At 63.9% G+C, this 19,544-nt stretch carries 15 protein-coding genes; 11 read left to right on the top strand and 4 right to left on the bottom strand.

Annotated features, from left to right (window positions below):
* The first annotated feature begins 775 nt into the window (after positions 1 to 775).
* The 4 genes from ACH196_RS33035 to ACH196_RS33020 all read left to right on the top strand — a co-directional run bounded on the left by ACH196_RS33035 (position 776) and on the right by ACH196_RS33020 (position 4,405).
* A complete protein-coding gene (locus ACH196_RS33035; protein ID WP_396651089.1) occupies positions 776 to 1,246 on the top strand; it encodes a MarR family winged helix-turn-helix transcriptional regulator in 471 nt (156 codons plus the stop codon).
* A 105-nt stretch (positions 1,247 to 1,351) separates the two neighbouring features.
* Positions 1,352 to 2,293, top strand: coding sequence for a DMT family transporter (locus tag ACH196_RS33030; protein ID WP_396651088.1), 942 nt, complete (start codon positions 1,352 to 1,354; stop codon positions 2,291 to 2,293).
* Between the two features lie 80 nt (positions 2,294 to 2,373).
* Positions 2,374 to 3,393, top strand: coding sequence for a LacI family DNA-binding transcriptional regulator (locus tag ACH196_RS33025; protein ID WP_396651091.1), 1,020 nt, complete (start codon positions 2,374 to 2,376; stop codon positions 3,391 to 3,393).
* A gap of 37 nt (positions 3,394 to 3,430) precedes the next feature.
* A complete protein-coding gene (locus tag ACH196_RS33020) occupies positions 3,431 to 4,405 on the top strand; it encodes a 2-hydroxyacid dehydrogenase (RefSeq protein ID WP_396651087.1) in 975 nt (324 codons plus the stop codon).
* Between the two features lie 47 nt (positions 4,406 to 4,452).
* On the opposite strand, the gene ACH196_RS33015 is transcribed toward ACH196_RS33020, so the two are convergent.
* The gene (locus ACH196_RS33015) at positions 4,453 to 5,223 is read right to left on the bottom strand and encodes a gamma-glutamyl-gamma-aminobutyrate hydrolase family protein (RefSeq protein ID WP_396651086.1); all 771 of its coding nucleotides are present in this window, start codon (positions 5,221 to 5,223) and stop codon (positions 4,453 to 4,455) included.
* A gap of 285 nt (positions 5,224 to 5,508) precedes the next feature.
* Here ACH196_RS33015 and ACH196_RS33010 point away from each other — a divergent pair, with 285 nt between their 5' ends.
* Together ACH196_RS33010 and ACH196_RS33005 are read left to right on the top strand one after the other, a co-directional pair.
* Entirely contained in the window at positions 5,509 to 6,615 is a 1,107-nt protein-coding gene (locus tag ACH196_RS33010) for a TRAP transporter substrate-binding protein (protein WP_396651085.1), read from the top strand.
* A 190-nt stretch (positions 6,616 to 6,805) separates the two neighbouring features.
* Positions 6,806 to 7,915: a TRAP transporter substrate-binding protein gene (locus ACH196_RS33005; protein WP_396651084.1), complete on the top strand. Its 1,110-nt coding sequence runs from the start codon at positions 6,806 to 6,808 to the stop codon at positions 7,913 to 7,915.
* A gap of 66 nt (positions 7,916 to 7,981) precedes the next feature.
* Here the strand turns inward: ACH196_RS33005 and ACH196_RS33000 are convergent, their stop codons facing one another.
* From ACH196_RS33000 to ACH196_RS32990, 3 genes are all read right to left on the bottom strand, one after another.
* A complete protein-coding gene (locus tag ACH196_RS33000; RefSeq protein ID WP_396651083.1) occupies positions 7,982 to 9,502 on the bottom strand; it encodes a TRAP transporter large permease subunit in 1,521 nt (506 codons plus the stop codon).
* A complete protein-coding gene (locus ACH196_RS32995) occupies positions 9,499 to 10,104 on the bottom strand; it encodes a TRAP transporter small permease subunit (RefSeq protein WP_396651082.1) in 606 nt (201 codons plus the stop codon). The genes ACH196_RS33000 and ACH196_RS32995 overlap by 4 nt, the downstream gene beginning before the upstream one ends.
* Positions 10,105 to 10,287: 183 nt before the next feature.
* The gene (locus ACH196_RS32990; RefSeq protein ID WP_396651081.1) at positions 10,288 to 11,202 is read right to left on the bottom strand and encodes a branched-chain amino acid ABC transporter permease; all 915 of its coding nucleotides are present in this window, start codon (positions 11,200 to 11,202) and stop codon (positions 10,288 to 10,290) included.
* A gap of 94 nt (positions 11,203 to 11,296) precedes the next feature.
* Here ACH196_RS32990 and ACH196_RS32985 point away from each other — a divergent pair, with 94 nt between their 5' ends.
* The 5 genes from ACH196_RS32985 to ACH196_RS32965 all read left to right on the top strand — a co-directional run bounded on the left by ACH196_RS32985 (position 11,297) and on the right by ACH196_RS32965 (position 19,351).
* Entirely contained in the window at positions 11,297 to 11,902 is a 606-nt protein-coding gene (locus ACH196_RS32985; protein ID WP_396651080.1) for a CGNR zinc finger domain-containing protein, read from the top strand.
* Entirely contained in the window at positions 11,895 to 12,428 is a 534-nt protein-coding gene (locus ACH196_RS32980; RefSeq protein ID WP_396651079.1) for a hypothetical protein, read from the top strand. The genes ACH196_RS32985 and ACH196_RS32980 overlap by 8 nt, the downstream gene beginning before the upstream one ends.
* A gap of 57 nt (positions 12,429 to 12,485) precedes the next feature.
* The gene (locus ACH196_RS32975) at positions 12,486 to 13,220 is read left to right on the top strand and encodes a class I SAM-dependent methyltransferase (RefSeq protein ID WP_396651078.1); all 735 of its coding nucleotides are present in this window, start codon (positions 12,486 to 12,488) and stop codon (positions 13,218 to 13,220) included.
* 162 nt (positions 13,221 to 13,382) lie between these two features.
* Positions 13,383 to 16,856, top strand: a complete 3,474-nt coding sequence (locus ACH196_RS32970; protein WP_396651077.1) for an indolepyruvate ferredoxin oxidoreductase family protein — start codon at positions 13,383 to 13,385, stop codon at positions 16,854 to 16,856.
* 182 nt (positions 16,857 to 17,038) lie between these two features.
* On the top strand, positions 17,039 to 19,351 hold the full coding sequence (locus tag ACH196_RS32965) for a putative bifunctional diguanylate cyclase/phosphodiesterase (RefSeq protein WP_396651076.1): 2,313 nt from the start codon (positions 17,039 to 17,041) through the stop codon (positions 19,349 to 19,351).
* Positions 19,352 to 19,544 lie beyond the last annotated feature (193 nt).

The raw sequence follows: 19,544 nt of genomic DNA, 5'->3' as shown, positions 1-19,544 counted from the left end.
GCCCAACGACCAGAGCAGCAAGTGTCAAAAGCCGGCTCTTGCTCAGTCCGAAGTGGATGCCTAACGTCTCCATGAGAACGGTATGAACGGGCGCCATGAGTGAAGATCCTTTGCCGAGGAATCTTCATTCCAAGCACATCATCCCGTTCTCACCCTGACCGCACTGTCGTGTACCGTGAGTAGTCATCACGCTATCAGCGCAACACATTGAAAGGGCTTGATTTTTCGAGAGAGGGGGCGGCCTACCTCGATGCCCCGTCGTGGGGGAACGCCGTTCGAAAAGGATGTCATGCTTGTAAAGCCCAGCAGAAACAGAGAGTTGATCGGAACCCGCGTGGATTTTTGCGAAACAAGCATGACCAAGGGGCCGGCAAGGCCGACAAAGCGGAGATCGGATTTCAGGCCAGTTTTAGCGCATCATCCGAGGAAGGTGTCGTAGAGTAGCTTCAGGTTCGGCACCACGATGATCGCCGTGACGATTAAGGCGGGTGACGGTCGAAACAAACGGCTGCTGGTATCGTACGGACATTTTTATACCGTCCGACCGTCGACATCGCGTTGCAGGGCCACCCATCGGCTGTTCCGGTGTGGCGGAACAAGCCGATCGGGTGCGGCACGCTTTGGGCGGGAGCGACACTTCCGGTCGCCGCTCCCGCAACTGTCATGTAATTGTAAAGAACGTCTGTCATTAGCCGTTCTGCCGAATTCGGTTGCCGGCAAAGTTTATGGAAACGATGCTGGGCTTGCGGCGGCAATGGCGCTGAGGGAGCGGGAAATGGCCAGGACCAACAGAAGTGCGACGATGGGGCGGCTGCATTCGACGGCGCGGCTGGCGCGGACGGCGCTGGCGGCGAGACTGCTGGCGCACGGCTTCTATGCCGGACAGGACCAGATCATGCTGGCGCTCGACCGAGAGGACGGGCAGACGCCAGGGCAACTCGCCATGCGCATCGGCGTGCGCCCACCGACCATCACCAAGACGATCAACCGGCTGCAGACTCAAGGTTTTCTCGACAAGCGCGCCTCGGAGACGGATGCGCGCCAGGCCCATATCTTCCTGACCGACACCGGCCGCGAGGCGATCCGCGACATCGAGAAGTCGGTGCGCAAGACGGAAAAGCAGGCGTTCAAGGGCCTGGACAAGAAGGACCAGAAGTCGCTGGTCAAGCTGCTTTCGCGCATCGAATCCAACCTGTCGGACGTCACCGCCATGGTGGCCGACGACGAGGACGACGCCGACGATTGATGCCAGCCGGCGCAGCGATGGAAAACCGGTGAGAAAGCCGCTTGCGCGTGGGCGACGCATGGCCCACAAGGCTTCAACTCTCCCAAGTGCAAGTCGGCCCTGGTTTTGAATCGATCTTCGGAAGAGCATGAGGCCGCGGCCCCGGTCTCGGCGATCCTGCTCATGCTTTTGACGGGCCTGCTTTTCACGGCCCTGGACACCAGCGCGAAATATCTGGTCGTCTCCGGCATGGCGGCTCCCTTCGTCGCCTGGGCGCGTTTCCTCGGCCACACGCTGCTTGCGCTGGTCCTGCTTCGCAGTTGGAGCAATTTTGCCATGTTCCGGGTCGCAAGCCTGCCGATGCAGGTGCTGCGCGGCCTCTGCCTGCTCGGCTCGACGGCCTTCAATTTCGCTGCGCTGCAGACCCTGCAACTCGCCGAAGCCGCGGCGATCGCCTTTTCCGCGCCGATGCTCACCATCGCGCTGGCCGGCCCGCTTCTGGGCGAATGGGCGGGCTGGCGGCGCTGGCTGGCGGTGCTCGCCGGTTTTGCCGGTGTGCTCGTCATCACCCGCCCGGGCTATGGCGCGTTCGGCATCGGCCATGTCCTGGCACTCTGCTCGACGCTTTGCTACTGCTTCTACGTGATCCTGACGCGCCGCATGTCGGCCACGGAAACCCCTGCCAGCCTGATCTTCTACTCGGCGCTGGCGCCCGCGATCCTGATGGCGCCGGTGGTGCCGTTCACCGCCTCTGCGCCGCCTTCGCTCTGGCATGGCGTCGTTCTTGTGCTTCTCGGCATATTCGGCGGCCTGGGGCACTGGTTCCTGATCAAGGCCTACAGGCTGGCCACCACGACGGCGCTGGCGCCCTATCCCTATCTGCAAATGGTGTGGGCGACCGTGTCCGGCTATCTCGTCTTCCAGCAACTGCCCGACCGTTGGACGCTCGGCGGCGCGGCGATCATCATCGCCAGCGGCCTCTACATCATCCATCGCGAGCATAGGCTGCGGTTGAAGAACCGGGCGTCTCCCAACGCAGATACGGCCGACCTGGCAGACAAGCTGTGAATAATCGCTTTGACGGGGCGGAAAACGGTGGCATAAGCGCCGTTTAAACAGTTTAAAAGACCCAGCATGGGGAGGACGCGCTGGCCCAGAAGATCAAGCTTTCGACGATCGCCGACGCCCTCGGGGTTTCGACGGCCACCGTCTCGCTTGCGCTGAGGGATAGCCCGCTCGTCGCCGATTCGACGCGCGACCGGATCAAGGACCACGCCCGCACCATCGGCTACATCTACAACCGCCGCGCCGCCAGCCTGCGCACCTCGCGTTCCGGCATCGTCGGCGTCGTGGTGCATGACATCATGAACCCGTTCTTCGCCGAAATCCTGCGCTCGATCGAGAGCGAGCTCGACCGCAGCCGGCAAACCTTTATCCTGTCCAACCACTACGACCAGTTGGAAAAGCAGCGCACCTTCATCGACACGCTGCTGCAGCTTGGCGCCGACGGGGTGATCATGTCGCCGGCGATCGGCACGCCGCCCGAGGACATTTTGATGGCCGAGGAGAACGGCCTGCCGGCGGTGCTGATCGCGCGCACGGTGGAGGGCGCCGAGGTGCCGGTGTTCCGCGGCGACGATGCCTACGGCACGGCGCTGGCGACCAACCACCTGATCTCGCTCGGCCATACGCGCATCTCGATGATCGGCGGCACCGACCAGACCTCGACGGGGCGCGACCGCTACCAGGGTTACGTCAACGCCATGGACCGGGCGGGGCTGGAGGTGAAACCATCCTGGCGCATTCCGGGGCCGCGCACCAAACAGGCGGGGTTCGAGGCGGCGAGCCAGTTCCTGGCGCTGAAGGACAAGCCGACGGCGGCCTGCTGCTGGAACGACCTCGTCGCCATCGGCCTGATGAACGGCATCGCGCGCGCCGGGCTGGTGCCGGGTGTAGACATTTCCGTCACTGGCTATGACGATCTGGAGGAGGCGGCCATTGCCACGCCGGCGCTGACCACGGTGTGGAACGGCCAGCGCGAGGTCGGCCGGCGCGCGGCGCGCGCGCTGCTGGACAAGCTGAACGGCACGCTGGTGCGCGCCTCGCAGGAGCTGATCAAGCCGGAACTGCATGTGCGCCAGTCGACGGGACGTCCGCACGAACGCTGATCGACCTTCATTCCGAAACCTTCCGCAGGACAAAACCATGCCCGAGCCGCTTTCCGATGTGACGATCCTTGTGCCTGGCGGCATGCATGAGCGCGTGCTGGCGCGGCTGGGCGACACGTTCCGCCTTGTCCGCATCGAGCGGCCGGATGCCGCGCTGATCACCGAAGAACTGCGCGCGTCGGTTCGTGGTGTCGCCAGCGTCGCGGGCGCCGGCGCGGCGTTCATCGATGCGCTGCCGAGTGTGGAAATCATCGCCAATTTCGGCGTCGGTTATGACGGCGTCGATGCGCGCCATGCGGCGACGCGCAGCGTGATGGTCACCAACACGCCGGACGTGCTGACCGAGGAGGTCGCCGATACGGCACTCGGGCTGCTGCTCAACACGCTGCGCGAGTTTTCGCGCGCCGAGCGCTGGCTGCGCGACGGGCGCTGGGTGAAGGACGGGCCGTATCCGCTGACCAGGACGACGCTGCGCGGCCGAAAGATCGGCATCCTCGGCATGGGGCGCATCGGCAAGGCGATCGCCCGGCGGCTGGAAGGTTTTGGCGTGCCGATCGCCTATCACAACCGGCGGCCGGTCGACGGTCTTGCCTATCCGTATTTCGATACGCTGGAGGGGCTGGCGCGCGAGGTCGACACGCTGATCTCGATCATGCCCGGGGGGGCTGCGACGGAAAAGATGATCGGCGCGGCGGTGTTTTCGGCGCTCGGGCCGGATGGCGTGTTCATCAATATCGGGCGTGGCAGCACGGTTGATGAGGAGGCGTTGGCGGCCGCGCTCGCCAACGGCACGATTTTTGCCGCCGGCCTCGACGTGTTTGCGAAGGAGCCGCATGTGCCGCAGGCGCTGCTCGACCTGCCCAACGCCACACTGCTGCCGCATGTCGGCTCGGCCTCGGTGCATACGCGCAACGCCATGGCCGACCTGGTCGTCGACAATCTGATTTCGTGGTTTTCGGAAGGCAAGCCGCTGACGGGCGTGCCGGAGACGGCGTTGATCAAGAAGCGCTGATTGCGTGTCGGTCGTTCGCTGTTCGCTGAAAGATGGGCGTGGCCGGCCTACTCCGCCGCCGTCCGAAGCCCGAGCCGCGCTGAAGCATGCCCGCGCACCGCGTCGCCGAAGGCGCTGAATATTCGTGCCGAGATGGAATCGGAGTGAACCCAGTACTCCGGATGCCACTGGACGCCGACGGCGAAAGCGCGCGCATTGCGGGCCGATACGGCCTCGACGGTTCCGTCCTCGGCGACGGCCTCGACATCCAGGAGGGGGCCGAGCTGGCCGACGCCCTGGCGATGCACGGAATTGACCAAAATCTCGCCGGTGCCGAAGACGCCGGCAAGGCAGGTGCCTGGCTTGATCGAGACGGTCTGGCGGATGGCGAAGCGTTCGTCCTGATTGTCACTGACCGGGGCGCGGTGGTCGAGCGAGCCTTCGCGTTCCTGGAGTTCGGTGGCCAAAGTGCCGCCGAGCGCGACGTTCATCTCCTGGATGCCGCGGCAGATGGCGAGCAGTGGCACGCCGCGCTCGATCGCCCTGCGGATCAGCGGCAGGGTGGTGGCGTCGCGGGCCGGGTCGTAGGGGCCGTTGGCCTCGCTGGCGTCACCGCCGTAGAGCGAGGGATGCACGTTGGACTTTGAACCGGTGATCATCACGCCGTCGACCGAATCAAGCAGGCTGTCGAGATCGAGCCGGTCACCGAAGGACGGGACAAGGACAGGGAACACGCCGGCGCCGGCAATCGCCGCTTCCAGATACTGCTGCGGCGCGGCGTGCCAGGTGTAGTTGTCGAACTGGCGGACATCGGTGGAAACGGCGACGAGCGGCTGCATTGGTTCGGGCTTTCGTGGGCAATCAACGAATTGCGTATAAAATAGGCGATCGGATGGCGGATTGCCAAGGGTGGTCGATACAGGCGAAATGCCGGCGGAGAAGAACTCTGCAACTAAAGTCGCAGGCGGTTTCGATCGATCCGGAATTTGTCGCGCCAGTGCCGGATTCGTGGCTTTCGCGCGCTGGACTTGGCATCGACCGCGTGTATTGTGCGAAGTCTTCAGCCAAGGAAAATCAACAGTTTCCTTAAGGTAACATCCCCCAGATCCAGATCGGAGGAATTCATGGATCGTCGTTCGTTCTTCAAGAAAGCCAGCGCGGCCGGCGTCGGCGCTGCCGCCGCCACCGCACTCGCGGCGCCGGCAATCGCCCAGTCCAATCCCAAGATCACCTGGCGTCTTACCTCGTCCTTCCCGAAATCGCTCGACACCATCTATGGCGGCGCCGTGGTCTTTTCGAAGATGCTGTCGGAGGCCACCGACGGCAATTTCGAAATCCAGGTCTTCGCCGCCAATGAAATCGTCCCCGGCCTGCAGGCCGCCGACGCGACGTCGGCCGGCACGGTCGAAGCCTGCCATACGGTGGCATATTATTACTGGGGCAAGGACCCGGCCTGGGCGCTCGGCTCCGCGGTTCCCTTCGCGCTCAACGCGCGCGGCATGAACGCCTGGATGTACCATGGCGGTGGCATCGACATGTTCAACGAGTTCCTCGCCACGCAGAACATCGTCGGCTTCCCCGGAGGCAACACCGGCGTGCAGATGGGCGGCTGGTTCCGCAAGGAGATCAAGACCGTCGCCGACATGCAGGGCCTGAAGATGCGTATCGGCGGCTTCGCCGGCAAGGTCGTGGAAAAGCTCGGCGTCATCCCGCAACAGATCGCCGGTGGTGAAATCTACCAGGCGCTGGAGAAGGGTACGATCGACGCCGCCGAATGGGTCGGACCTTACGACGACGAGAAGCTCGGCTTCCAGAAGGTGGCGCCGTTCTATTATTATCCCGGCTGGTGGGAAGGCGGCCCGACCGTCCACCTGATGTTCAACAAGGCGAAGTATGACGAGCTTCCGGCCAATTACAAATCGCTGGTGCGCACGGCGGCACAGGCGGCCGACGCCAACATGCTGCAGAAATACGACTATCTGAATCCGAAGGCGGTGAAGAGCCTGGTCGCCGGCGGCGCGCAATTGCGTCCGTTCAGCCCGGAAATCCTGGCAGCCTGCTTCGACGCCTCCAACCAGGTCTACGCGGAAATGGAAGCCGCCAATCCGACGTTCAAGAAGATCTGGGAATCGATCAAGGCGTTCCGCAAGGACTACTACCTCAACATGCAGATCGCCGAATACAACTACGACACCTTCATGATGATCCAGCAGCGCGGCGCCAAGCTCTGATCGTCACTGCCTGTTCCACCGAAACCCCGGAGCGGCGACGCTCCGGGGTTTTTGTTTGGTTTCGGCACGGTCTGGACCAAGGCACAATGAGGCACTGGACGAAAGCCTATCGGGATGCATGAATTGCCGCGGCGCCCAGGACCGAGAAGAACACAACCGGTCGAGAGGCGCTTTCCTTGGGAGGATATTCATGGATCGACGTGCCTTTCTGACCAAAGCAGGACTTGCCGGCGCGGGCGCCGCCGGTGCGGTCGCCACGCTCGCGGCCCCGGCCATCGCGCAATCGATGCCCAAGATCAGTTGGCGTTGCACATCGTCGTTTCCGAAGGCGCTCGACACGATCTTCGGCGCCGCCGTGACGATGGCCAATTTTGTCCGTGACTCCACGGATGGAAATTTCGACATTCAGGTCTTCGCGTCGGGCGAGATCGTCCCCGGCCTGCAGGCGGCCGACGCGGCCTCGGCGGGCACCGTCGAAGCGTGCCATACGGCGTCTTATTATTACTGGGGTAAGGATCCCACCTATGCCTTGGCGACCGCCGTGCCGTTCAGCCTGAATGTGCGCCAGATGAACGCCTGGATGTATTATGGCGGCGGCAACGACCTTCTCAACGAATTCTATGCCACCCAGGGCCTTTATGGTCTCGCCTGCGGCAATACGGGCGCCCAGATGGGCGGTTGGTTCCGCAAGGAGATCAACACGCTTGCCGACCTCCAGGGCGTCAAGATGCGCATCGGAGGATTTGCCGGAAAAGTCGTCGAAAAGCTTGGCGTCATCCCGCAGCAGATCGCCGGCGGCGAGATCTATCAGGCGCTGGAAAAAGGCACTATCGACGCGGCCGAGTGGGTTGGACCCTACGATGACGACAAGCTGGGTTTCGCCAAGGTCGCGCCGTATTACTACTATCCCGGTTTCTGGGAAGGCGGGCCGGTTCTGCACACGCTGGTCAACATGGCGAAATGGAACGAGTTGCCGAAGAATTATCAGGCTGTGCTGCGCTCGGCCTGCGAGGCGGCCAACTGCGACATGATGGCGAGCTATGACCAGAAGAACCCGGCCGCGCTGAAACGCCTGGTTGCCGGTGGGGCGCAACTGAGGCCGTTCAGCCAGGAAATCCTGCAGGCTTGCTTCGACGCCGCGAATGCGACCTATGCGGACATCACCGCTTCAAATCCGGCCTTCAAGAAGATCTGGGATAGCCAGACGGCGTTCCGCAAGGACGCTTATCTCTGGGCGCAGGTTTCGGAATATACCTTCGACACCTTCATGATGCTTCAGCAGCGGGGCAACAAGCTTTAGTTTGCCGGGTTTAGAAACGAAAAGCTCCCGGGGCATCCCTCGGGAGCTTTTTTGCTTCAGGCGCCATCAGTCGAAAGCCGGTGGCTTCGACAGATCGTTCGCCGGCGGCGGGGTCTGCTGCGCGGGCGGTGCGTCGCCAAAGCTCGGCGGCGTATTCAGGTCCATGGCCGGAGGAGAACTCAAGTCGCCGCCGCCCGCGCCCGGGCCGCCGGGCACCTGCATTTCGAACTTGTCGAGGTCCTGCAAGCTTACAGGGTCGAGGAAATAGGTGACCATCTCGGGGAATGCGATCAGCAGGGCGACGAGAATGAGCTGCAGGACGAGCCAGGGTATGGCGCCCATGTAGATGTCGCGGGTTCGCACGGTTTCGCGCGGCGCAATGCCGCGAAGATAGAACAGCGCGAAGCCGAAGGGCGGATGCATGAAGCTGGTCTGCAGATTGGCGCAGACCAGCACACCGAACCAGATCAGGTCGATGCCGAGCGCACTCGCGGCCGGCGCCAGCAGCGGGATGATGATGAAGGCGATCTCGAAGAAATCGAGGAAGAAGGCGATCACGAAGATGAAGAGCTGGGTGAAGATCAGGAAGCCGACAACGCCACCCGGAAGGCCGGTCAGCATGCCCTCGATCCAGTGGCTGCCGCCGACACCCTGGAAGACCAGGCTGAAGACACGGGCGCCGAGCAGGATCCAGACGACCATGGCGGTGAGCCGCATGGTGATGTCCATGCCTTGATAGACCAGCTTCCAGGTCAAGCGGCGGTTCATCCAGGCGAGCAGCATGGCGCCGACGACGCCCATCGCCCCGGCCTCGGTGGGAGTCGCAAGCCCCATGAAGATGGTGCCGAGCACGATGAAGATCAGCGCCAGCGAAGGCACCATGCCCTTGACGCATTTCCACAGCAGCGGCCAGCCGCGCAGCGTACGGGCCTCCGGCGGCAGGGCCGGCACATAATGCGGACGGATGATCGACAGAATGAACACCCAGCCAGCGAACAGCAGAACCTGCACGATGCTGGCGCCGGTGGCGCCGATATACATGTCGCCCGGCGACTTGCCGAGCTGGTCGGCGAGCACGATCAGCACCAGCGAGGGCGGGATGAGCTGGGTGATCGTGCCGGATGCGGCGATGACACCGGTCGCGTGACGGACGTTGTAGCCGTAGCGCATCATCACCGGCAGCGAGATGAGACCCATGGCGATGACCGAGGCCGCCACCGTGCCGGTGATGGCGCCCAGAACGGCGCCGACCAGGATGACTGCATAAGAAAGACCGCCGCGCACGCCGCCGAAGAGCTGACCAAAACCTTCGAGGAGGTCCTCGGCGAGGCCGCACCGCTCCAGAATCACGCCCATGAAGGTGAAGAACGGAATGGCCAGCAGTAGCTGATTTTCGAGCGTGCCGGATAGCTGGTAGACCAGATTGCCGAGGAAATCGGGCGCGATCAGACCGAGTTCAATGGCGATCAGCCCGAAGAACAACCCCACGGCGGCGAGCGAGAAAGCCGCCGGATAGCCGATCACCATGAAGAGGATCAGCCCGAAAAACATCAATGGGGCCATGTAGTGGATGAGAAGGTCGATCATTGCACCGGCTTCTCATAGGCGTATTCGCGGACGTAGTTCGTCGTCAGCGCGAGCAAGCATTTGATGATTTCCGAAACGCCCTGGAGGCCAACCAGGAAAAAGCCGATGGGCACGACGAGCTTGAATGGCCATCGCACCAGCCCGCCGGCCTGATTGGACCCTTCATTGGTAATCCAAGCCTGCATGAACCACGGCCAGGTGAAATAGATCATCAGCGCGCACATCGGCAGCAGGAAGAAGATGCCGCCCAGCAGGTCGATCCAGGTGCGGGTGCGCTCGCTGACCGCCCCGTAGACAAGGTCGACGCGGACGTGCTCGTTCACCTTGAGCGTCCAGGCGCCGCCCAGCATCACCATGCCGGCGAACATGTACCATTGCAGTTCGGTCAGCGCGTTCGAGTTCTGCCGGTAAAGGTCGATGATGCCGCCGAAGACGCCCCCTCCGACCGAATGCTCAAGCCAGATCAGACCGTTGGTCGAATAGCGGAAGACGGCGTTGAAGGCGCTGACGAGCGAGGCGAAAAGGACCAGATAGATGGCGATGATGCCGATTCGGCGGTTCAGTTCATCGATCACCCGCGTGATCGCCAATGCCGCTTCCACGGTGTCCTCCCTCTTTGTTCGCCGCTTCGCGGATGGTTGGCTCGGGATTCTTGTCGCCCTTTCGTCCATCGGTAATCAGAACCGGGGCGGCGCGTCAACACGGCATGGTGCAGATAGAGCCGAAGATTATGCCAACTGCCCTTGCGGAACGGCGCGGGTCTGGCGCGACATTCGACGAATGTCTTATCCCGGCGCGCCGACCCTGTCGGGCTGCGAGCGCTCCGGCCTCAGCACCAGAAGCGCGACGAGCAGGCCGAGCATCCAGCCGTCCCGCCATTCGATCGGGAAATAACCCGACCACAGCGATTCGGCGATGCCGTAGGCGCCGCCACCGAGCGCGGCGCGGGCCGGCGAAAGGTAGCCGCCGACCGCCGTCACGAACAGGATCTTGAGCCCGAAGATCAGGCCGCTGCCGAAGCTGATGTTGCCATAATAGAGCGCGGCGAGGATGCCGGCGACGCTGGCGGCGAGACCGCCTAGGACGACGGCCTGGCGGAACACTTTTTTCGTATCGACGCCGCAGAAGGCGGCCGCGAGCGGGTCGTCGCTGACGGCGCGCCATTCCCGGCCGAAGCGGCTGCCGGCCAGCGCCCGCGACGAGGCGACGAGCAGCAAAGCCGCGACGCCGCAGTTGATGACTTGCAATACCGTCAGTGTCAGCCGGAAGCCGTTTTGCGAGGCGAAGACAACGGGCTCGGAGAGAAGCGGCGGCAGCCAGAAGTCGCGAGTGTCGGCGGCGATGCGCACCATTTCCATCAGCACCAGCGAGACGCCGAGGGTGGCCGCCACGATGGTGTTGGGCGAACGGTCGGCCAGCGGCTGGAAGACGCTGCGCGCTAAAATGGCGGAGACGAGGGCTCCATAAGCCAATGCCGCCAGCGTGCCGAGCAGCAGCGTTGCGGGAAGGGTGAGCCACAGGACCTGCCATCCGAATACGGCGGCAAGGATCAAAATCTGGCCGGCAAAGCCGAAGATGGCGCCGTGCGAAAGGTTGGTGCGGTGGAGCACACCGTTAATCAGCGCGTAGCCGAACGCCAGCAGCGCATAGATCGCGCCGATGTGCAGGCCGTTCAGAAGCTGTTGCAGGAAATAGAGCATGCGTCCGTCCACCGCGCGGAGGCACGGCCTTGGCTGAAGATTGCGACGATGAATCTAACTTGTCAAATGACGTTTACCAGTTAGATTATCCGGTATGGCTGTTTCATGGATACCGCATCGCTTCTCCGGCGGCGTTTTGGCGCTCGATGTTGCCAACACCGTCGTGCTGCGCGGCGACACGGCGCGGTCGTTCGACCGCTTCGACGATGTTGGGGAAATCGGTCGGTTTGCCGAGGCGGCGACGGTGCAGCGGGCCGCCGAACTGGGATCACGCTCGCTCGCCGTGGCCGACCCACGAGCGATTGCGCCGAAAGTGCTGGTGCTGCGTGAGGCTACGGACCGTCTGTTCCGACGCGGGGTGCTGCATGGTGGTGTCGAAACGGACGACCTGGCCTCGTTCCTCTCCGCTTGCGCCGACGGCCTTGCCGGGCATGGCGGGCGGATCGGGACGGGAAGGCCGATGCCGGGCGAGCCGGGCCAGCCGATCGCCTTCGAGGCGGCGCTGTCGGTCTCGGCGCTGTCGCTGCTGCCGCCGGCGCGGGCGGAACGGATCAGGATTTGCGCCAATTGCCGCTGGCTGTTCCTCGACGAGAGCCGCAACCGCAGCCGTATCTGGTGCGACATGACGGTGTGCGGCAACCGGCGGAAGGCGCAGCGGCATTACCGGCGGCGGAAGGTTTTGGAGGACGCCGATGCGTGAATTGGGCCGCCTGGTGCAAATCGTTGTCCTGCTGGCGGCCGGTCTTGCGGTCGCCTCCTGCCGTGATAGCGGAGGCGAGGGCGAATACTACCGGCTCGACGGCAAGATATTCGTATTCAACTACCGGATCGCAACGGCGACCTATCTGGTCAACATCGCACCGGTGAAGCCGCCGGAGGAAGGCGAGACGGCGGTCGTCAGTTTCGAGGATCCGGCGGGTGGCGCGCCGATCGTCGTTCGGGAAAAGATCTGGCCGAAGCTGGCGAAGACGACGATCACCAGCCCGCCGCTGCGCTGCGTGGTCAAGGACCGCCCCTATGCGGTCTCGATCCGGATCGAGGACGTCGGCGGGACGGTGAAGCAGACCATCGAGACGACGATCACCTCCAGCGAGGACCAGGATATTTTGCCGGACCGGCCGCTGGTCGTCGGCCCGCTCTATGAACCGAACCCCGAACTCGCCGGGCATCCGGACGGCAAGCTGCCCGGCGCAGACAAGCCGCCTTGTCCGGCCAGGGCTAGTTGAGCGGCAGCCGGAGCGGATCGCTGGACAGCCGGTACGGCGGGCCACATAGTTCGCATCATGAGCTATGAAGACATCTGGGGCGAGGAGGCGGCCGGCAGCTACGACACGCCGGGCACCGGCATGTTCGCGCCCGAGATATTGGGGCCGGCAGTCGATCGCCTTGCCGAACTCGCCGGCGGCGGTCGGGCGCTGGAATTCGCGATCGGGACCGGCAGGGTGGCCGTTCCGCTGAGCGAACGCGGAGTGCCTGTTGCCGGCATCGAAATGTCGGCTCCGATGGTTGCGCGGTTACGGGAAAAGGTGGACGAGGCGACGATCCCGGTTGTCATCGGCGACATGGCCACGGCGGCGGCTCCGGGGAGGTTTGCGCTCGTCTACCTCGTCTTCAACACGATATCGAACCTGCTGACGCAGGCCGAGCAGGTGGCGTGCTTCCGCAACGCGGCGCGCCATCTGACGCCCGGTGGCCGATTCGTGATCGAGCTTTGGGTTCCCGAATTGCGAAAGCTGCCGCCGGGCCAGCAGGCGGTCGTCTGGCAGGTCGAAGGCGGCTATATCGGGCTGGACACATACGATGTGCTGCGGCAGCAGGTGGTGTCGCACCATTTCCGCTTTGGCGAGGGCCGAGAGGCCCGGCTGATGCGCTCACCACATCGCTACATCTGGCCGGCGGAACTCGACCTCATGGCCGAGTTGGCGGGGTTCGAGCTGGAGAGCCGGCATGCGGATTGGGCCGGGTCCGCGTTCACCGCTGATTCGCGTTCGCATGTATCCGTCTATCGCATCCCTTGAACCCCGGCAGGGACCTGAGCGACATCGGATGTAAGGTGACCCGATGTTACCGGGCTTTCATGCAAATTTGTTTGACGCGGGGTTCAAGGAACGAAAGAGTCCGCCGCAACGAACCCACGAGGGCTGCCCGACTCGGGCAGGCTCCCGGACAGGCATTAACGCATGACCCTTCACGACGTCGCGCTCGACGACAAGTTCGACCTGTCGAAGGAGCGCGTCTTCCTTTCCGGTGCCCAGGCGATCGTGCGCATGCTTCTGATGCAGCGCGAGCGCGACCGGCTGGCCGGGCTGAATACCGCAGGTTTCGTCTCTGGGTATCGCGGCTCGCCGCTGGGCGGGCTGGACATGCAGCTGTGGAAGGCGCGAAAACAGCTCGGCGACGCCAGCATCGTCTTCCAGCCCGGCCTCAACGAGGAACTGGCGGCGACCGCCTGCTGGGGCACGCAGCAGGCGGAGCTGGCCGGCGAGGGCCGCCACGACGGGGTGTTCGGCCTGTGGTACGGCAAGGGGCCGGGCGTCGACCGTTCCGGCGACGTGTTCCGCCACGCCAACCTTGCGGGCACGTCGAAGCATGGCGGCGTGCTGGCGCTGATGGGCGACGACCATATGGCGGAGTCGTCCACCAACGCCCATGCGACCGAGTTCGCCTTCGTCGACGCGATGATCCCGGTGCTCAATCCGGCGGGCGTGCAGGAACTGATCGACTATGGGCTCTACGGCTACGCGCTGTCGCGGTTCTCAAGCACCTGGACCGCGATCAAATGCGTCAAGGACAACATCGAATCGACGGCCTCCGTCGACGCTTCGCTGGACAGGGTGAAGATCGTGCTGCCGGAGGTCGACATGCCGCCGGGCGGGATCGGCATCCGCAACGAGCTCGACCAGCTAGGACAGGAAGCGCGGCTGCATGAATACAAGCGGGCGGCGGTCGCTGCCTTCATCCGCGTCAATGGCATCAACCGCATCGTCTATTCGGGCGGACGCGGGGCAAAACTCGGCATCATCACTGTCGGCAAGAGTTATCTCGACGTGCGTCAGGCGCTGGACGATCTCGGCATCGACGAGGCGGCGGCCAACCGGCTGGGCATCCGGCTGTTCAAGGTCGGCGCGCCCTGGCCGCTCGATTTCGAGCACATCGCCGAATTCGCCGACGGGCTGGAAACGATCGTCGTCGTCGAGGAAAAACGCTCGCTGATCGAGGTGCAGGTCAAGGAAGCGCTCTACAATACCGCTCATCGGCCGTTGGTGGTCGGGAAGACCGACGAGCGCGGGAGCTGGCTGTTCCCGGCGAAGGGGGCGCTCGATCCGAACGAGATCGCCATCGCGCTGGCTGACCGCATCCTGCGCACCATCGGGCATTCGGAGGAGGTGGCGGCGCGGGCGGCGCGGCTGCGCCAGTTCCAGGCGATGCTGGCCGACACAAAAGACATCGGCCAGCGCACGCCATATTTCTGCTCGGGCTGCCCGCACAACAGCTCGACCAAGGTGCCGGAAGGCTCGGTGGCGGCCGCCGGCATAGGCTGCCATTTCATGGCGCTGTGGATGGACCGCTCGACCTCGGGTTTCACCGCCATGGGCGGCGAGGGCGCGCAGTGGGTCGGGCAGGCGCCGTTCACGACGCGCGAGCACATCTTCCAGAATCTCGGCGACGGCACCTACAACCATTCCGGCAGCCTGGCGATGCGTTTCGCAAAGGCGTCGGGCGCCAACATCACCTACAAGATCCTCTACAACGACGCCGTGGCCATGACCGGCGGCCAGCCGCATGAGGGTGGGCTGACGGTGTTCGCCATCGCCGAGCAGGTGCGCGCCGAGGGCATCGAGCGCATTGCCGTGGTCAGCGACGAGCCGGACAAATATGGCCCCGCGAACTTTCCGACCGGCACGACGGTCAACCACCGCGACGACATGGACCGGGTGCAGCGCGAGCTGCGTGAGGTCAAGGGCGTGTCGGTGCTGATCTACGACCAGACCTGCGCGGCGGAAAAGCGCAGGCGGCGCAAGCGCGGTACGTTTCCCGACCCCGACAAGCGGGTGATCATCAACGAGCTGGTGTGCGAGGGTTGCGGCGACTGCGGGGTGAAGTCGAACTGCGTGTCGGTGCAGCCGGTGGAGACCGAGTTCGGCCGCAAGCGGCGCATCGACCAGTCGAGCTGCAACAAGGATTTTTCCTGCGTCAACGGGTTCTGCCCGTCCTTCGTGACGGTGCATGGCGCCAAGATCAGGAAGGCCGGGGGCCTGGCGGGATCGGTGAACCCGCTCGATGGCGTGCCGGAGCCTCGGCCGTTCGCGCTCGGCGGCGACGGCTGGTCGGCCATTATCGACGGCGTTGGCGGCACGGGCGTCGTTACCATCGGCGCAATCCTCGGCATGGCGGCGCATCTGGAGGGCAAGGGCTGCGGCATGATCGACATGGCCGGGCTGGCGCAGAAGGGCGGCGCGGTGTTCACGCACGTCCGCATCGCAAGGTCGCCGGAGGAAATCCACGCGATCCGGGTTTCGGCTGGGAAGGCCGACCTGATCCTCGGCTGCGATCTCGTCGTCTCCGGCTCGCGAAAGGTGCTGGCGGCGGTGCGTGAAGGGCACACGACTTTCGTTGCGAATACGGCGGAGATCATGCCGGGCGATTTCACCCGCGTTGCCGATTTCTCGCTGCCGACCGAGCGGCTGAAACGGGCGATCCGCAAGGCCGCCGGCGACGAGCGGACGCATTTCTTCGACGCGACGCGGGCGGCCAGCGCGCTGTTCGGCAATTCGATCGGCGCCAACATGTTCATGCTCGGCTTCAGCCATCAGACCGGCGCGCTGCCGCTGTCGGCGGAAGCCGTGGAGCGGGCGATCGAACTGAACGGCGAGGCGGTGGCGATGAACGTCGCCGCGTTCCGTTGGGGCCGCCGCGCCGCGCACGATCCGGAATTCGTGCGCAAGCTGGCAGCCGGATTGGGAGTGGCGCAGATTGCGGCGCCGTCGCAGTCGCTGGACGAGGTGATATCGCGCCGCGCCGCCTTCCTGGCCGGCTACCAGAACGCGGCCTATGCGAAGCGCTATCTCGACCGTGTCGCCGCCGTGCGTGTGGCTGAGGCCAAGGCGGTGCCAGGCTCGACGGAATTGACGGAGGCGATCGCCCGCAACCTGTTCAAGCTGATGGCCATCAAGGACGAATACGAGGTGGCGCGGCTCTATACGGATGGCTCGTTCCAGCGACAGTTGAGCCAGGAATTCCAGAGTTTCGACCGGCTCGAATTCCATCTCGCCCCGCCGATCCTCGGACGCCGCGACGCCGACGGCAAACCGCTCAAATCCAGATTCTCCGGGTGGATGATGAAGGGGTTCAAAGTCCTTGCGGCGTTGCGCGGGGTACGCGGGACGGCGTTCGATCCGTTCTCCTATGCCGACGAGCGGCGGATGGAGCGCATGCTGCTCAAGCGTTACCAGGAGGATACGGATCGCATCATGTCCGTCCTGGAGCCGCGCCGCATCGAGGCGGCCGTGGCGCTCGCTTCCCTGCCGCACCTGATTCGCGGTTACGGCCACGTCAAGCAGGCGAGCGTCGCGAAGGCCGATGCCGAGCGCGACCGGCTGCTTGCGCGGCTCGACCAGCCGGAAGCCGAGCCGATGGTCCGCGCGGCCGAGTAGCAGGCAGTCGGGCAACGCTACCCTGGCATTCAGTTCCTGGCTTTTCCCGCCGTTTCGGCGCGGATTTCAAGGCAGCTTTTATGTTTCTATAATTTTCCTGCCCTGCGACGGATCGTGCTCGCCTAAGCCTTTCTTAAGCGGATTGTGCCACTGGTCGGGGGTATCAGGGCCGGGAACACGGCGTGTCAATCAGGCGAAAGAGCGACTATCCGGTCGATATCTACATCCCGTTCGTGGAAACGCTTTTCCGCGACGGGCTGACGCTGAGCATTGGCTTCGCGGCGCAAACGCTTCTCGTCGTTCTCTGCTACTGGAAAACCGAAAACCCGCTTTATCTCTATGTCGCCGCCGGGCTGATGGCCGTTGCCGTGCTGCGGCTCGGCAATATGAACAAGTACCGCAACGCGCCAAAGCCGGTGGATTGGGAAGAGGCACGACAGCGCGAGAACGACTATATCCTCTACGGTTCCATGCATGGCCTCATGCTGGGGATTTTCTGCTTCGTAGCCATCTATCTGACCACCGACAGCTTCGCCGAAATCGCCGCGGTATGCGTGACGCTGGCTTCCATCACGTCGATCGCGGGCCGTAACTACGGTTCGCCGCGCATGGTCATGATCTTCATCGTGACCACCACCTGGCCGATCTCGCTGGCGTTCATCCTGCGCGGCGACATCTACCACGTCATCCTGGGCACGCTTTCGGCGCCGTTCTTCTTCGCCATCAAGCGGTTTGCCGATCTCGTGCGCGAAGTGCTCTTCACCGCGCTGTCGGAAGAGAAGAAGGCCAACAGTCTTGCCCAGCGCTTCAACCGGGCGCTGAACACCATGTCGCACGGCCTAGTCATGCTGGGGCCGGACGGCAAGGTGGTGGTCGCCAATGCCGAGGCGGCGCATCTGATGTCGCTCAAGACCACCGAGGCGCTGCTCGGCCGCTCCATCCATTCGCTGCTGATGCGCGGCGTGGCCGGCGGGCTGCTCGACGCCAAGGACTGCCGCTTCGTCGAGGCGCAATTGACGCGGGCGCTGCGCGAAGGGCGAAACCGCAAGGTGCTGGTGTCCTTCACCAACGGCCAGCACTACGAGTTCTCGGCGCGCGAAGGCAGCCAGGAACTGGGCGTCATCACCTTCGAGGATGTGACGGCGCGCGTCGAGGCGGAGGAAAAAATCCGCTCGATGGCGCGCTACGACAGCCTGACCGGCCTGCCCAATCGCGCCTATTTCCACGAGATCGTCGCGGAGGCGCTGGCCGGCGGAGATCGTAACCGGATCTGCGGCATCGCGGTGCTCGACCTCGACGACTTCAAGAGCGTCAACGATACACTGGGGCATCCGATCGGCGACGGGCTGATCTACGCGGTCGCCGAAAAACTCGCCGCCTTCGCCAGCGAAACCACCAAGGTCAGCCGTTTCGGCGGCGACGAGTTCATGGTGTTCTTCGACCGGGTCGAGGACGAGAGCCATCTGGCGTCGATGCTCGACCGCATTTTCGCCGGCCTGCAGGGCGAGGTCGACGTCGCCGGCCATGCGCTACGCGTGCAGGTCAGCGGCGGCGCGGTGCTGTCGCGGGTGAAGGACACCGACGTTGACGCGATGATCGTCAAGGCCGACCTCGCGCTCTACAAGGCTAAGGAACTCGGCAAGAACGACTGGCGCCTGTTCGAATCGGCGATGGATGCCGCTTTCCGCAACAAGCAACTGATGAAAGCCGATCTGCGCACGGCGATCGAGACGCGGTCGCTGCGCGTTGTCTATCAGCCGATCGTCTCGATGGGAACGATGCGGATCGCAAGCTGCGAAGCGCTCTGCCGCTGGGACCATCCGGACCTCGGCCCGATCTCGCCGGGCATCTTCATCCCGCTGGCGGAGGAGATGGGCATCATCTCCGACATCAGCACCTTCATGCTGGACTCGGCCTGCCGCGAATGCGCAAAATGGCCCGAGCCGATCGGCGTTTCGGTCAACCTCTCGGCGCGCGACTTCCGCAACCGCGACATCGTCGAGAAGGTGCGCGAAGCTCTCGCCGCCGCCGGGCTGCCGGCGCAGCGGCTGGAGATCGAGGTCACGGAAACCGCGCTGCTCGACGACAAGGCGCTGACGCGCAAGTTCATCGAGGAGATGCGCCAGATCGGCGTGCGCATCGCGCTCGACGATTTCGGCACCGGCTATTCCAGCCTGAGCTATCTGCACACGCTGCCGCTCGACAAGATCAAGATCGACCGCAGCTTCCTGCTCGACGTGACCCGCAACCCGCGCTCGCTGGAACTGCTGAAGGGCATCGTCAACCTGTCGCGTCCGCTTGGGCTGACCGTGACGATAGAGGGGGTCGAGACCTTCGACCAGCTCAAGATCCTGGCGAATGAGGTGAAACCCGACCTGCTGCAGGGTTTTCTGTTCGGCTCGGCCCTCTCGGCGGCCGGCATCGAGACGATGTCGACGACCGTCTGGCCGTTCGCGCCGGATCAACCCGGCGTCAAGCGCAAGTCGCGCCGTTAAAAGAGCTGGTGAAACAGGCTTTTTGATTTCTTGCTTTTCGTCCGCCGCATGGCATCGGCATGCGGCCTGCTTCGCGAACTCCGTTCCGACTTCGCCTGCGACAAAGAGGCAGGAACGCCTTTTATCGGCCGGGTTAAGGCTTACCTTAACGATTTCTTAAGGTTAATGCTTGGTAAACAGGACGTGTCGAGTT

Source organism: Mesorhizobium sp. IMUNJ 23232, from assembly GCF_044326205.1.
In the GTDB taxonomy this organism is placed as follows: domain Bacteria; phylum Pseudomonadota; class Alphaproteobacteria; order Rhizobiales; family Rhizobiaceae; genus Kumtagia.
Note: the sequence above shows the minus strand (reverse complement) of the source record. Positions and strands in the feature narration are given on the sequence as shown.